Consider the following 15,429-nt stretch of genomic DNA (forward strand, 5'->3'; position numbering starts at 1 on the left):
ATATTTCACCAACTGGGTTCCCTCAAGTCAGCTATGTTGAAGGCTGCATCGTTGAGCGGACGTACGTGTTGCGTTTGGTTACCATGGTGAGCAATCCAAATCTAGGGAATTAGTTTTTGGGTACCTTTCCGATTAGGACCTGACTACGCCCTCTTGAGCTGAAAAATCGAGCCAGTTAACAACATCATCGCCCGAGAGGGATGCCTACCATTTTCAGCTCTATTGACATAGATGTGGGTCCCAGGTGCCACTAAAGCAAGTGATAATCCCAGTACACATCTTGATTTCAGGGCTGAAATAGCCCCTTAAGAAACGTACACAGATCCAAGCCCCTAAATTTGGAGTTGCTAAACATTCAAAAAGGGAGACCGGATCCGTGCACGCTACCACTCTAGTTAAGCAGATCCTTGGCTTAAAAGGTGTCGTTATAAGTGAAGTTTCTCTCTCACAAGGAGAGATAGTTGTAAAGCTCAAGCTCACTCGTACCAAGCTTGTATGTCCGAATTGCAACTACAGTACGTACTTTCGCTACGACACTAGAACTGTCAACTCGCGCTGGAGACATATGGACATGGGAGTCCGCCAGACATGGCTTTATTGTCAACTTAGACGACTCAAGTGTCCCAGCCACGGAGTAATAACTGAATCAGTGCCATTTGCACGACCAGTAAGTGAATCACGTTTTACCAGAGACTTCGAGCACCTGGTTGCCTGGTGCACATCCAAAATGGACAAAACCACCGTTACCAAGCTCACCCGCATTGCGTTTCAGAACAGTAGGGATGATATGTGAGCGGGTAGTAGCTGAAGAGCTCGATCCCAAACGACTAGAGAACCTCTTTTTGGTAGGGGTGGATGAGATCTCCTATCGAAAGCATCACAACTATCTGACTCTGGTAACCAACCACGAAACCGGAAAGATTATCTATGGAGCAAAAGGGAAAAGTGCAAGTAGTCTCGATGGGTTCTTCAATGATCTAGGCCCGGAAAGATCTGCGGAGATAAAAGCAGTCACCATGGATATGGGACCCGCTTTTGCCAAAGCATTTACGGATCATTGCCCTGATGCACGGATCTGTCTCGATCCATTCCACGTGGTAAAATTAGGAACAGAAGCCCTAGAAGAGGTTAGAAAAGATCTCTGGCGTCAGATGAGAAAGCTTCCTTCGCCAGAATATGCCCGCAAATTCGCAGGTGCGCGGTGGGCACTACTAAAGAATCCTGGTGATCTAACGGAACGTCAGAACGAAACCCTTTACCAAATCAAGCGTACCGGTGGAAAACTCTGGCGGGCATACGAGATGAAGGAGTCCCTCCGGGCGGTCTTCGCTGGAGATCTATCTAACGATGAGGTAAATGAACTTCTAGAGAGATGGTGCTCGCGTGCAGCTCGGTCTCGGATTGAAACCTTTGTCCGATTGTCAAAGACAATTCGGACCCATAAGGCGGGCATCATGGCCGCAATCGAACTCGGTGTATCAAATGGTCGAGTTGAAGGTTTGAACACCAAGATCCGCTCGATCATTGCTAGATGTTACGGGCTTCATTCTGCTGAGGCGACTCTAGCTTTGGTGATGCTTTCTTGTGGACCAATTGATCTCAAACTTCCCTATGAGAGGGCGAGTTGATCCACATGAAGGTCAATTGAGCCCTAATAAAGATCAAGCTGGTTGCGTCAATTTGAATCCGACGTAGCTCGTTTCCGTTGTTGCCATAGTGGCGTGGCCGACCACAGTTGATCCGTCGTAGAAGGTTGCGGTTATTGGCTCGGAGCACACACCATTGCAAGGGGCTGTTGCTACTCCCATGGGCAAGATAAAGAAGCTCCAGCCGTCGAGTGTGGTGGGAAGTAGGGCAGTTGTTTGATTGCTCGGACCTGAGACACTGACACTAGTTACCCAACTCGGCACAGTTCCAGAGAGAAAGGTCTCTCCGTTGCTAGCATTGTCCCAATTTACAGTTGCCATTGGTTTTGTGCTTCCGCCAGAGGTCACCACCACATTGCCGTATACAACTTCCATCCATGAGTTACTAGCACTCACTGAAGCTGAAAATACCCACGGCTGGTTCTTGATGGTTCCATATGCCAACTCTGTTCCACCAATTGGAACCTGGGCAGTATTGATGGGCGGCGAGGCGATTATCCCTGGAGCGCATAGGCCACTATGAATCGGGTTCCCGCCTGGCATGCAGTTGTCGAGGGAAGGATTAACTACCAAGGCTGAAGCGATGTCCTGAATCTCTCCCGGGTTTAGGTTGAAGCCAACTATCTGCACCCCAAGTATCGGTGATAGTTGCCACTGCAAAATAGTATTGGGACCTTTATGGTTGGGTTGGGTTGCGCCTTGGCATGGATTCATTAACGGAGAACCAACAGGATTAGTCGGCGTCGCATCGGTACAACTACCGATTAGACGGTACCAGAGTTACAACTTTATTGGCAGGCACTGCTCCGTTCATTCGCACACGGCTAAATGAGAGGCGATAACCCTTGCCTTTGTGGGCGCCTAGATTCGGCTTGTGAACTTGGTTCGAATCGGGGCGCACGCTAAAGGCTCAATTTCGGTCGAGATTCCGTGCCACCTCTACTGTCCGGTTATGCCAGAAATCAACCACAACCTGTCTGGCTACCGGAACTGTCTCGTCCTCGACGACGTCATCTAGATACCCTAATGATTGGACCACAATTATTGCCGATTGTTCGGGTACCTGCGGGCGGTATCGCTCAAGGAAGAAATAAAACCCTTGTTCGATCGGGTATCCAGTTTGCTGATCGATAACCATGAGATCGAAATAGTCCCGCAGTTTTGCTCGCCCGGTTACCGCGTTCAATTTCATTGCCAGTATGTCAGGAATAGAGGCGACGTCTGCGGTATCTATTCGAGAAGTTTAACTGAGCTGTTTTTGCCCTTCTACAGATAGAAACTGCACGACTACTGAACCGCAGAGCACGTTCAGGGTACCTGGGGAGAGGTTCAAGACCGCGATAGGCAGGTTGTGGGCTTTTGGCGCATCAAGAATCTCTTGCGGCTCAAAATCCGAGTGCGCAAAGAAGTCAAGGTCAGTGCTTTGCCGGTGGTGGAGGTAGAGGGCCAATCCAGTACCGTCCGCCAAATAGAAACCCCACTGAGACGCAATCTCCGTTGCAATAGTCCAGGTTTCATGGCTTCGAGCAGGCATGATACCTTCTAATGGATGGGGCAATAGTTACTTGCTTTCAGCTATGTGCGAAGCCAAGGCTAGGGTCTTGGGGGAAAGTCCGCGCCGCTGGCCAGCAGCTACTGAAAATGCCTCCTTGTCGAGGTTGTTAATGATCCAAGCTAGGGCGTGAGGGTCGTACTGTTCGAGGATGGATATCGCAATCGCAGGGCCATGAGTCCTGGTATTTAGTTTACTGAGATCGGCATTCCAGAACAGGTGCTTGAAACGTTGGGGCACGTACACTGCTCGTTCGTTGCATTGGCTTGGCGTTGGTGGTACAACACTTCGGATCAGTGCCGCAAGATCATCTGTCATCCAGTAGGGGTCTATTCTTAGGGTCCACACTTCTATTTGTTTAGCGTGTCCTTCCGCGACTGTAACGCACCGGTGTTCTACGATGCCTCGCTGTTCTAGCTCACGAAGAGCATCAGATGCAGTCGAAGGGGAGATGCCTGCGCACCGTGCGACAGCTCGAGCTGACCTGAGGTCAAACGGACGCTTCTGAAGGACATGGAGGATGAACAGCTCTTCTCGCCTGAACCCATCCAGCTTTGGAGCTTTACCAAGATGTTCGAGTAGGGCTTGTGCACCCTTCTCGCTCAATTGCAGGATTCTTTTGGTACCACGACGAGGTTCGAGATTTAATCTCAAAGCTGCCCTGTGGATCGTGGGGACACTCACTCCGAGGCTTTCAGCAATTTCATTAGTGGAAAATGTAGGGCCAGTAGTGTCCACATTGTTATTCTACCACTTCGTAGTGCAGATTTCGGAATCTGTCCTCGCCTGCTGAGAGGTCGCGACAAGATAGATATTCTTTGCGTACCCGCTGGGCGATACCACCTATACCTTCGCCTTCAAGATGGACCTTTGGAAAATCCAGGGATTCGTGGTTTATAGTGGTTGAGGGATATTCAGAGTTGTCACATTTGCTTATGCTGCACTCTGGGTAAATATAGATGTAGAAAGTTCCTTTTGACGCACCGTATTGGGAATATCTTCTTCCTTGGGAGGAATCAGCGTGTCAATGTCAGAAGCGCAGAATAACCGAGAGCATATCCGAGAGCAACTCGTGCAGTGGCGAAATGATCTCATCGACCTTAGTAAACGAAATGGATTACTCAATTTTCGACATAACAAGGTGTCTACTTTTGAAATTTTAAGCCCCTCCTGGCAAATCATTACCGAACGGTTGGGTGATGGCAAAGCGTTGGAGTTCTTTTTACCCGATTTGGATGAATCCATCTTGAGCGAAGAGCCTGAAACCGAAGAGCTCGATTCGGCTTTTCTCGAGAACGCAAATCGGCCAAATCAAAATGGGTTGTATCTCCCAATTGACGAGCTCGAGATCGAGAGAATTGCCATTTCGAACGGGAAACTTCCGACTGAGTTTGAGCTAATGACCAACAAGGAAGACAATAGTTCCATATCTCGGTCCCTCAGTTCTCTTGACCGAGTTTCTGGCCAGCTATTCATGGATAAAGGGCTATGGGTACTGTACCTTGCAGTAGGGTTATTGAACTGGGTTTGGCCCAAAGATTTGGCAAGCGATAGAGTCGTAAGTCCGCTCATACTTATCCCAGTGACTCTCCAGCGAGAATCGCCAGCTGAATCATTCAAGCTACGGCGGACCGATGGCGACTCTGTCCTAAATCCAATTCTGGCTGTGAAACTGGAAAAGGATCTCGGATTTGCAATGCCAGATTTTGATCCCAATAGCGATACGGACTTTGACACTTTTTTCGACGAACTTGAGTCCATGGCTTCTGGACGTGGCTGGCGCGTGGAACGGAGAGTCGTGGTTTCCCGGTTTACCTTCGCCAAAGAAGCGATGTACCGAGATCTCGTAGAAAATGAAGAATCAATCATAGAGCACGAGATCATTGCTGCAATTGCTGAGAACTCCTTCGAGGATTCGTCTGGACCCGTATTCGAACCCGTTTCACAAGAGCAACTTGACGAGAAGGCTCCGCCCGAGCAATTAGTTAATATTCTCGATGCTGATTCCAGTCAACTTCAGTGCATTGTAGCAGCAAGATCTGGTCAGAGTTTTATTATGGATGGACCTCCAGGGACAGGAAAAAGTCAAACCATAGCCAATATCATTGCAGAACTTCTTTACCTTGGCAAAACTGTCCTCTTCGTCAGTGAAAAGGCTGCTGCCCTCGATGTTGTGTATTCGCGATTAAAAGAAGCTGGCTTGGCTGACTACGTGCTGGAATTGCACAGTCATAAAGCTACAAGAAAAGAAGTTGCGATGTCTCTAGGGGCCGGACTAGATCAATTCCCTAAGCCGGCTGAAGGAATGCCTGAAATTGAACTCAAAACGCTTCTTCAACGCCGCCGAGAATTGAGCGCCTATGCGGATGCGATGAATATGGTTCGGCATCCCTTAGGGCTCACCGTATATTCTGCCATCGGAAGAATATCGAACATAGATGGCGAAAAGATTCCAGTTGCACCCCAGATATCGACTATCGACCGAGGTCTTGAAGCTGAAGAATTTGCTCGGCTTATTGCAATTGCGGAAAGTCTTTCGAGGAATTGGAAACCGGTGGAAGACGGAGCGAATTTTCTTTGGCGGGAACTGGGTGATGTCGAGAAGCTGATTCGGCGTCAGCCAACACTAACTGGCGAAATCAACACCGCAAAAGAGCAACTCGATCTGCTTGAGAGCTTATGGGAAGCGGGATCGGAAGAATGCGGATTTTGGACGAAACGCTCTCTCTCTGGAGCAAGGAAGCTCGCTGAGCTATTGGAACATCTCAGTGCCAAGCCAGACTACGTAAACCCGGATTGGCTGTCAAACAACGACTTCGACCCTGTAACAGTACTATTATCTCAGCTCAGGGAGCTTTCAGCTAGATATCTGGAAACTGCCTCGCAATTGAGTCAGGCATTTCCCGATTGGGAGTCGATGGACCCTGCAAAAAATGATTTGTTTGCCGCAGCGGCTAGCACTATTAAAGTCCTTGATGCAGGAATCACCCTAAGCGACAACCAGACTTCTGAAGTCTTACGACGAACGCTGAAAGTAATTGAGGAAAACTCCGGGGGCTTTGCCAATTGGTCAGAAATATCCACACGGCTGATAGAAGTGTTGGGAGTACAGGACAAAGATCCTTCTCTGAGTCGTGCCCTGGAAATTGGCCAACTCTATCTTCTTTCGAGCTCTCCGCACAAGCCGGAAGCAAATTGGCTAAACAGATCATCGCTTCGTGAACTTCAAGACATTATAAGTCTTCTCCGCAAGTCAGTTGCGGAATATCTTGAGTTGAAGACCGAGCTGGATTCAGTCTTTTCGGAAAAAGTAATCGACCTTAACCTCTCCACATTGGTTCCGCGTTTTACTGCCCTTTACAAAGGTATAGGAAAACTTAGAAGCACTTATCGTGAAGATAGGAAAACTCTCAGTACCGCAACGAAAACTGGCGTTGTCACCGAGCAGGCAATCGCCTTGCTTCCTAAGGCCCTTCAGTTGCAACAACTAGCATCTCGGATTGGACAAACCGAACTGAAGAACGCCCAGCTTTTGGGAACACACTATTTTCAAGGAGTCGATACTGACTTCGGTCAACTCGACGAAGCTCTTAGGACGGCGGAAAGAGCCATTAGTTTGGCGGGAAACTCAGTTGACGAGTACGTCTTAGCCCAACGTATAGGTTACGGTACTGAGTCAGACAGAACCCTACATGCACTTGCGACCAATCTTGTTGAAAACCTTAGCCGGTTGAAAGAAGCGGTCCTAGCTTCGGAGTTTGACCTAAAGACAGTAACCTCATCCCTTTCTCTCATGGATCTCGCAAATCGATGGAGTAGCGTACGTCATCCATTAGAAGAGTTAATCGAAGGATTCGCCACTGTGGAGCGGGGAGCCATTGCGCCAGTATCGTTGCCTGTCTGTCAGCAGGCGCTTGAACAGCGAGCAATACTGGAAGCGATCACCACTTCCATATCTCGTTTTGATGAAGAAGCCAAAATGTGTTTTGGGAAATACTATTCCGGTGCCTCGACTGACTTTGGAGCAATCGATTCAGCCCTCAGGTGGGCAAAGACTTTAGTTTTTATCACGGAGGGTCCCCTCAATGCTCATCAACTGCGAGCTCTTCTCAATTGTGCTCTTCCTCCAGATGAACTAGCCGCGTCGATTCAAAATTGGTCAAAGAGTCTGGACCAACTTTGTTCGTATTTTCAGGAAACAAGAGCTGAGGGCCTCCGGGAGTATTTCGAGGATTCGTTTGAGGATGCTCGGGAACTCTTGGATCAGTTACGAGCGAGCATTTCGGAAATCTTGATATGGAACAGTTTCCAAAACGCAAGTATCACGCTCAAGGAAGCAGGGCTTGAACCGGTAGTTTCCTTTGCTGTTGAGCAGCGAGTTCCATCCAGTGAGGTTGTGAAAGTGATTGAGAGGAGCATTCTTGCTAGTTGGCTGGAAGACGTTCTTGCTAATGATCAGCGGTTCAAGTATCAGCATTCATCCGACCGCGATGAATTCGTGCGAAACTTCAGGGATCTCGATAGAAGGGTTGTAACCGCTTCGGCCAGCAGGGTAATGCAAGCATGTAATAACCGTCGCCCGAAAACTAACGTTGGGGCACCAAGCCTTATTCGCCGTGAGGCCGAAAAAAAGAACCGCCATATGCCGGTAAGAGATCTCATTGCCAAAACTACCCCAGTAACGCAGGCTATCAAGCCTTGCTTCATGATGTCTCCACTTTCTGTGAGTCAGTTTCTACCGAGCGAAAGGATGTTCGATGTAGTGATTTTCGATGAAGCATCGCAGGTTCGGCCGGGAGATGCGGTGAACTGCATTTATCGGGGAAAACAACTAATAATTGCTGGGGACCAAAAACAGCTACCTCCAACGTCTTTTTTCGCTGGCTCTGGATCTGATGACTCAGATGTTTACGAGGAAGGCCAGCTCGAAGACTACGAGTCCATACTCGACCACTGCAAAGGATCGGGTGCCCTACCATCTCTGTCTCTAAAGTGGCACTACAGAAGCCAGCACGAGGATCTAATTTCATTTTCAAACTATTCGTTTTACGATGGCCGCCTTATCACTTTCCCAAGCAGTCTTGTAACTGGCGATGACGTTGGAATCGAACTCTTTCGAGTAAATGGCATCTACCGAAGATCTGGTGCGCGTGACAACCTAATTGAGGCTGACAAAGTGGTAGAGCGAATACTGTTTCACGCCCGTACGAATCCAAGCTTAAGTCTCGGTGTGGTTGCATTTTCGGAGGCGCAAGCGTCGGCAATCGACTCCAGACTGGAAGTCGCGCGGAAAAATGCTCCCGACTTGGACGAATATTTTTCCTCAGATCGCCTCAGGGGCGTATTTGTGAAAAATCTAGAGAGCGTACAGGGTGACGAGAGGGATGTAATTATCTTTAGCATCGGATACGGACCCGACGAACATGGAAAGTTCACCATGGACTTTGGTCCAATCAATAAGCCTGGAGGTCAGCGTAGACTCAATGTCGCCATAACACGGGCGCGCAGAAGAATCGAAATCGTTTCATCGATAGGGGCCGAAGATTTCTCAGACACTCCAAATGAAGGAGTGCGTCACTTTCGAAGATATATGGATTTCACAGAGCGCGGAATCCAGGCGTTAGCCATGGACCTATCGTCAAGCGAAGGAGATGTCGAGAGTCCATTCGAGGAAGAGGTAATTAGAGTACTCCGCAGCCATGGACACGACGTTGTGCCTCAAGTTGGCACAGCAGGGTATCGTATAGATCTTGGAGTTCGACACCCGGACAAAGCAGGACGTTTTGTTCTAGGGATAGAGTGCGACGGTGCAATGTATCACTCTTCAAAGGTAGCTAGAGATCGAGATCGATTACGTCAGCAGGTGCTTGAGGGTTTGGGTTGGCGGCTCTATCGAATTTGGGGAACGTCATGGTATCGTGACAGAGAAAATGAGATAAAGCGATTACTCGACGCCGTAGAGTCGGCTATTCAAGGTGGTCCACTCGGTTTACCGATACCTAAAGCGCCTGAGTCAACGACGGAATTGGAATATGAGCAGTGCGTCTTTAGCGCGGTGCCAGAATGGGTCAAGCCTTACCAGGTCGCTCACGTGGAAGTTGCGAGAGATCAGATAGGAATGGATCGGGCTTCTTCGCTACCAGAGATGAAGCGTCTAATCCTCCAGATAGTTGCCATCGAAGGTCCTTTACACCAAGATTTAGTTTTGCGTCGCTTACTAAAAGCATGGGGTATCAAGAGATCCGGGCAAAATATAAAACACAATTTTGCTACGGCTGTAATACAACTCATCTGGAGCGGAGAAATAATCAGGAGGGAAGAGTTTCTTTATACCGCTAAGACGAAAGAGGTCTCTGTTAGGATTCCCGTAGCCGGTGAGGAAAATAGCCGTCGTGGACCACTGCAAATAACTAGAGAAGAGTTGGGCCACGCAATCATGAATTTAGTTGACGATGCTCAAGCAATTCAACGAGACCAACTCCTGGCAGAGGTAGCTCGAATATTCGGCTGGCAGCGGAAGGGAAGTGAGGTAACGCGAGTTCTTGAATCTGTAATCGATGAGCTGGCTGAAGCTGGAAGAATATCTGAAAAAGAAGGCCGTATTCAAGTCATGTAAGTCGTCCGCCATTCCGCCGGGATTGCCAATCTTCTTCTTGATGTTCAGAGTCTGATTTATTCGAAATGGGAGTATCTTTTAGCGTCAATTGAGTCATTGGAATTCATACCTATCAATTTCGTAAGCAAGAGCTATTTTGGAGTCAGATTCTCGGATAAGCGGATCTGGAGAAGCAAGACACCCATGAATTGAGCGGTCGCTCGACTAATGACACTAAGAGTGCCTTCGGTTGAATCGGCATGCGAATTCCTCGAGATAAAGTTCACTATGTTCTTCTGAGTCAGCGGTAGGTTCCGTCGATAAATTTGTTGCAGCTTCCAATTGACGATCTTGAACCATTTGAATGTTACGTGTACTTGTTCGTCTTTGGATAAAGTAACTAAAGTGCACTAGTGCACGCTCGTTCAGCACATGCCTCAGGACTTGGGTTACCATCGCCTATTGGCTTGATATCGGAATCTAAAAGTCTCACAAAAACGTCTTTAGGTGATTTCGCGGTGGCATCCTTGTTTAATTCCATGAGGCAAGTAGACCTTTGCCCTTACTGAATCCCAAAATGAACAAGAGGGCTCTAGTCGCCTTAATTGATAGTGATCCTGATGGGGATATCGAGGTCCTTTCCTCAAGACATGGCGAGGGGTCGACGAATATTGTGGTGTAACCAAATTTCGTGGGCAGAGGTTGAACCTTGATTCCGAGATATTTTCCATCGGCTCCCGTAGATGGTGATCGAATCACTTGATCAGCGAAGACGATCGACAATGATACGTTATCCAGCAAAGAGTTCTTAGATTACCGAACAACAAGATCACTTATTACTTGCCCTGAGGTCGACTTTGACGCAAGGGTTAGCGACCGAATTCATGCTTTTCATTCATCAGGCCCGGTGGGAAAGTGGAGAGCCTTCAGCTACTTGCGTGATTCTTGATTCTCTTGCGCGATCGAAAGGTTCTAAAACTTATCCAAAAGAGAACGCTGACAACGTCAACTCCCCAGCCGTAAGAGGTAAATCCTAACTTCTCAACGTAAAAACTCAATGCAACCAGGATCGCGATCACTATCCACTGGGAAATCGCACGGCGACCATCATTATCCGGGGTACTATCACTACCCTTTATAAGTAGGCCAGGGATCAACTGTCGAATGACCTCAATAACATCTTCAACCGTTGGATTTATAAGGTTCGTATCTCCGATGGCTACGGTTGGAACGGTTTCGTTACCGCTAGCGACCTTGCGAACATATTCGCGGGCTGAAGGGTCGGCCCAGATGTTGCGTTCAAGAGTTTCAATCCCCAACTTGCTAAGACCACGCCGAAGGTACATACAATCAGGGCAACCAGGACGCCAATAAACCTCTATATTTGCATCATTCACATCGTGATCAACCTCACTTCGATATCCAAGATTTCAGCACTGTGCGATTTTAGATATATCGAAACGCGTACATTGAACCACCTAACCACCAAACCGTGAGACAGCCCAATCGCAGCAGTTAGAGACTATTTCGATTATCCAAACGTTGAGAGCGTGCTTCTGTAGCCTGGAAACGCTTGACTGGAATGGCCCGAGCCGAACTAAATGAGTGCCTCTCTCGATTGTGACTTCTATCGGAGACCTCTAGTCAATCTTTGCACCATAACTCTGTCATCATTGGACCATCAACAGGAAGCCGCGCAGTTCGGTCCCCCTAAAGTTCACAGGGTCGCGCTCGAACCATTTACGTAAAGACCGAAAAACGGCGCCAAGTATGAAGGCTAGATTCGACTTATTTTTAAAAGCTTTTGCGCAAAATCCGTTCGCTGCGAGAACCTCAATTTCAAGAATACGAATTTCTAATTTCCAGTAATTGCGCTAAAGAACTTTGCGAAGAAACCTAGTTGCACCCTTCAGCCATAGGTACATTAGCAATACCGCGCTGTCCACGTTCGGATTTTACAACTGCTTCGAATCCAGCTCTAACGTTAATCTCGCAGTCATTACGCCTCTCAATTCCCATTTGCGCTCAATGGATCGATTTTCGAACGATAATTGCCACTAAAGAGAACAGGCAGGTAGTAAGGTAAAGAAATTGAGGTGGATTTAGAAACTATATCCACGAAATAGTTCCCAGAACCTGAGATAGAAAGTTACCACCTTGGACGTCTTTGAGCTCCGAGATCAGATGGTCGGCGAGTACGCCGACTACGTCCAAAGCTTTCTGAAAATAGCAGATGAGCGCATCAAGGATGCCGTTGAGCAAGAAATAAAGTCAGGGCTCCTCTGGCCAGACCCACGCATCGGACTAAATCCAAGCTTCGAATCCGGTGGACGCATTGACACTCTGGCCGATGGAGAATTTCTCCACCAAGAATGTCGCCGCATATTTCAAATCAAAGATAGCACTGGGAATGTTATAAGTCCCTTGGAGCTCCACCGACATCAGACAGAAGCTATCGAAGTCGCCAAGCGCGGCGTCAACTATGTCCTTACTACGGGCACCGGATCCGGCAAAAGCCTCGCGTACATAATTCCAATTGTTGACGCAATCCTCCGAGAAGGACCAGGAAAGGGCATAAAAGCTATTGTCGTCTACCCCATGAACGCACTTGCCAATTCACAAGCCCAAGAGCTTGAAAAATTTCTAAACTTCGGCTATCCCAATAAAAAAGGTCCGGTTACTTTTCGGAGGTACACGGGGCAAGAGAGTGACACGGATCGTCAAGAGATCATCGAACAGCCCCCCGACATACTTTTGACCAACTACGTCATGCTTGAGTTGATCCTTACACGTACAGATGAGTCTCGTCTTGTCGATGCTGCCAGAGACCTTCGATTTCTTGTTTTCGACGAGTTTCACACCTACAGGGGTCGCCAAGGAGCCGATGTTGCCTTCCTTGCGCGACGCGCCCGTATTGCGTGCGGAGGAGAAAAACTTCAGATAGTCGGAACTTCGGCAACTATGAGCAGCGCTGGTGACTCACGGGCTGAAGTCGCACGAGTTGCAAGTCTCTTATTCGGAAGTAAAGTCACACCGGATTCAGTCATCGGAGAGACTCTCAGACGCGCTACCAAACCCTACGACTTTTCTGATTTCGCGTCGATTGAACTCCTCCGCCAGCGAATAATCTCTGGTGAAGATCCATCTTTAGAGGCCGATCAATTTGCCAATGACCCATTGTCTTCATTCGTAGAACAAAACTTTGGGCTGAGGGAAGATGAATCAGGAAAGCTCGTGCGACAGTTGCCGAGCCCTATCGGAAAAGATACGGGAGCCGCTGCAAAACTAAGTGATTTGACTGGGATCGAAATCGACACTTGCATCAACGCGATTCGAAGACAGCTTCTGGCCGGCTACAAGATCATGCGTCCAGGGGGCCGTTTCCCCATCTTTGCATTTCGATTGCATCAATTTCTATCTCGCGGGGACGTCGTATCCGCAACAGTTGAAGGCGCTGAAGACCGCGAGCTTTCATTCGATGGCTCCGTTTGGCGTGCAAAGTCAAATGAGAAAAGAGAGGCGCTCTTTCCGCTTGTGTTTTGCCGTGAATGTGGGCAGGATTACTACCTAGTCCACTTACTAGGAACCACAGCAGAGCGCCTTGCAAAGAACCAAGGACTTAGTGGAAATACCGTTCCGCGCTTTATCCCGCGCTCCCTTAGCGATAGCAACTCGGATGACGATTCTCAAGCTGGATATCTTTTCATTGGCGACTGGTCAACCAACGAATCCGATGTAATCGACGCGATACCTGAAGATTGGACAGAGGTATCGAACAACACCTCAAGAATTACAAGTAAAGCGAGGGTTCTGGTACCGATTCCGGTTCGAGTTGGCATCGACGGTACAGTCGACGAAGGTGGACACAAGGCGTTCTACTTCAAGGGTCCTTTTAGGTTCTGCCTCAATTGCGGAGTCACCTACAGCAACCGCCAGAGATCGGATATACCGAAACCGGAGCCTGCCAAGGAAGTTGTCACTTTCGCACCATCTAAGCTACCTCCTTTCGTCTCCCTTTTGGTCCATCTCCAACCGACTTATTCGTAGGAATAATAGGTACCTCTGATACTGGATCCCAGTCTCTGCATTTGCCCGAGATCCACCGTCCTGGTTTGGATTTGCGAGCTCCCTCGTAGAGCTCGCGCCGTCTATTTAGTAGCTCGATGTGTTCTCCACTGTGTGCCTGTTGTGGGGTTACGAACTTGATACCAGAGTGCTGGTGATCATTGTTGTAGTGATCAACGAATTCACTCATCCACCTGCGTGCAGCATCGATGGTTGCAAATCCTCCATAGGGATAGGTTGGAAAGTACTTCACCGTCTTAAAGAGCGACTCGATATGAGCATTATCGTTAGATACCCGAGGCCTTGACCTCGATATATTTACATCTAGCTCATATAAGTACTCAACTAGTGACCATCCCTTCATGGGTGATCCATTGTCACTATGGATCACTTTCGGAGCCATATTCTCTCTAGCCATTGCTCGCTTTACGACTCTCTTTAGCTGCTCAGAGCTTTCGGATGCGTATATCTCCCATCCGACTATCTTGCGTGAGTACAGATCAATGATCACATATGCGTAGTAGTAGATTCCCCTAGCTGGTCCATTTAGCCAGGTGATATCAAGTGTCCAGATGTCACCTGGTTTTACTGCTGTGTGCACTGGTCTAGCTCTCTTCTTCGGCGGTTTCGTCCTGCTCCTGCGCTTGTTTAGATTGCTATCCTTTAGTACTCGATAGAAGGTCCTCTCAGATGCAATGTATCTGCCCTGATCAGCGAGCTTTGGAACTATTTGGGCAGGAGTAAGAGAGGAGAACTTACTCGAAGTACATACTTCGATGATCTCATGTCTCTCTTCCTCCGATAGTGCGTTAGAGCGACGTTTGTGTACAGCTCCTCGCCGGCGATCTGTAGCACCAGATTCCCATCGCCTAAATGTACGAGTGGATATCTTCAAAACTTCACAGGCTTTGTAACATCTAGCACCTGCATCTACTGCTTCATTGATTAGAGCTACAGCTTGAGCTCGATCTGAGGGAGAGACTAAACGTCCCCTTCTTCCCCCCAGATCTCTCGTACTTTTTTTTGAAGAACCAATAGGGCAGCAGCTTCTGCTAGTGCCTTTTCTTTTCTAGCTAGTTCACCTTCAATACGAATTCTGGCTTTACGCTCTTTATCAAGTTCCGCCTGGTGAGCCCTATTAGCAGCACTCTTGTTGTCAAGAGCTGACTCTAGGGTGTTGCGCCACTCCTCTAAATCTTCTGCTAGAACTCCATTTGATCTCAACCAAGAACCGAGTTCGTGTTCATTCATCGCGGCTGTGTCAACAACAGCTTTGATCTTGTTGATCTTATCGCTAACTGCATTTGCACTAGCCTTGCGCTCTGAGTTCCACTGGTAGAGAAACGTTTGCATTGATTTCGTTATCCCTTGCAATCTTGGCGATAGCACCAGGTGTAGCATCTCCTGAATTGTCGAGCTCATATAGAGCTGCAACTACTTTATTCTTTAGTTCTTTGGGGTACCTTTTCATGACCATTCCATCTTCGCCCTCTTATAAACAAAAATCAAGCTAGGTGACAACAATCTTGGCAGAGAGGGAAACTCACAACCTTAGGATCCGGAGGAAGGTC

12 protein-coding genes and 1 pseudogene are annotated in these 15,429 nt (G+C 48.2%); 4 read left to right on the top strand and 9 right to left on the bottom strand.

Features of this window, described 5'->3' with window-relative positions; all coding sequences use genetic code 11:
• Positions 1–376: 376 nt before the first annotated feature.
• Both AXFE_RS18385 and AXFE_RS07290 read left to right on the top strand, forming a co-directional pair.
• A complete protein-coding gene (locus tag AXFE_RS18385; RefSeq protein ID WP_160291761.1) occupies positions 377–793 on the top strand; it encodes a transposase family protein in 417 nt (138 codons plus the stop codon).
• Positions 762–1,628 (top strand): ISL3 family transposase, encoded by an 867-nt coding sequence (locus AXFE_RS07290; RefSeq protein WP_152625924.1) that lies wholly within the window; start codon positions 762–764, stop codon positions 1,626–1,628. The genes AXFE_RS18385 and AXFE_RS07290 overlap by 32 nt, the downstream gene beginning before the upstream one ends.
• 33 nt (positions 1,629–1,661) lie before the next feature.
• Here AXFE_RS07290 and AXFE_RS07295 read toward each other — a convergent pair whose 3' ends face one another.
• From AXFE_RS07295 to AXFE_RS07310, 4 genes are all read right to left on the bottom strand, one after another.
• Positions 1,662–2,306, bottom strand: coding sequence for a hypothetical protein (locus AXFE_RS07295; RefSeq protein ID WP_152625925.1), 645 nt, complete (start codon positions 2,304–2,306; stop codon positions 1,662–1,664).
• A gap of 250 nt (positions 2,307–2,556) precedes the next feature.
• Entirely contained in the window at positions 2,557–2,880 is a 324-nt protein-coding gene (locus tag AXFE_RS07300; protein ID WP_407071673.1) for a nucleotidyl transferase AbiEii/AbiGii toxin family protein, read from the bottom strand.
• Positions 2,881–2,889: 9 nt separating this feature from the next.
• Positions 2,890–3,180, bottom strand: coding sequence for a hypothetical protein (locus AXFE_RS07305; RefSeq protein ID WP_052605243.1), 291 nt, complete (start codon positions 3,178–3,180; stop codon positions 2,890–2,892).
• A gap of 27 nt (positions 3,181–3,207) precedes the next feature.
• On the bottom strand, positions 3,208–3,936 hold the full coding sequence (locus AXFE_RS07310) for a MarR family transcriptional regulator (protein WP_052605244.1): 729 nt from the start codon (positions 3,934–3,936) through the stop codon (positions 3,208–3,210).
• Between the two features lie 289 nt (positions 3,937–4,225).
• On the opposite strand from AXFE_RS07310, the gene AXFE_RS07315 reads away from it, so the two are divergent.
• On the top strand, positions 4,226–9,814 hold the full coding sequence (locus AXFE_RS07315; RefSeq protein ID WP_052605245.1) for a DUF3320 domain-containing protein: 5,589 nt from the start codon (positions 4,226–4,228) through the stop codon (positions 9,812–9,814).
• Between the two features lie 93 nt (positions 9,815–9,907).
• On the opposite strand, the pseudogene AXFE_RS20735 reads toward AXFE_RS07315, so the two are convergent.
• Together AXFE_RS20735 and AXFE_RS18390 are read right to left on the bottom strand one after the other, a co-directional pair.
• A pseudogene (locus AXFE_RS20735) lies at positions 9,908–10,355 on the bottom strand (IS1595-like element ISAxf1 family transposase); the annotation flags it as partial.
• Positions 10,356–10,719: 364 nt separating this feature from the next.
• A complete protein-coding gene (locus AXFE_RS18390) occupies positions 10,720–11,190 on the bottom strand; it encodes a glutaredoxin domain-containing protein (RefSeq protein ID WP_082058560.1) in 471 nt (156 codons plus the stop codon).
• A 760-nt stretch (positions 11,191–11,950) separates the two neighbouring features.
• Between AXFE_RS18390 and AXFE_RS07330 the strand changes: the two genes are divergently transcribed.
• Positions 11,951–13,840 (top strand): DEAD/DEAH box helicase, encoded by a 1,890-nt coding sequence (locus tag AXFE_RS07330; RefSeq protein WP_052605247.1) that lies wholly within the window; start codon positions 11,951–11,953, stop codon positions 13,838–13,840.
• Here AXFE_RS07330 and AXFE_RS07335 read toward each other — a convergent pair.
• From AXFE_RS07335 to AXFE_RS19925, 3 genes are read right to left on the bottom strand one after another with little or no spacing between them, the layout of a single operon-like run.
• Complete coding sequence (locus AXFE_RS07335) at positions 13,785–14,894, bottom strand: IS3 family transposase (RefSeq protein ID WP_152625927.1); 1,110 nt, start codon at positions 14,892–14,894, stop codon at positions 13,785–13,787. The two genes, AXFE_RS07330 and AXFE_RS07335, sit on opposite strands and share 56 nt — an antisense overlap.
• Positions 14,840–15,211: a hypothetical protein gene (locus AXFE_RS07340; RefSeq protein WP_152625928.1), complete on the bottom strand. Its 372-nt coding sequence runs from the start codon at positions 15,209–15,211 to the stop codon at positions 14,840–14,842. The genes AXFE_RS07335 and AXFE_RS07340 overlap by 55 nt, the downstream gene beginning before the upstream one ends.
• Positions 15,168–15,335: a hypothetical protein gene (locus AXFE_RS19925; protein WP_160291766.1), complete on the bottom strand. Its 168-nt coding sequence runs from the start codon at positions 15,333–15,335 to the stop codon at positions 15,168–15,170. The genes AXFE_RS07340 and AXFE_RS19925 overlap by 44 nt, the downstream gene beginning before the upstream one ends.
• Between the last annotated feature and the right edge of the window lie 94 nt (positions 15,336–15,429).

This window comes from Acidithrix ferrooxidans, from assembly GCF_000949295.1.
Classification (GTDB): Bacteria; Actinomycetota; Acidimicrobiia; order Acidimicrobiales; family Acidimicrobiaceae; genus Acidithrix; species Acidithrix ferrooxidans.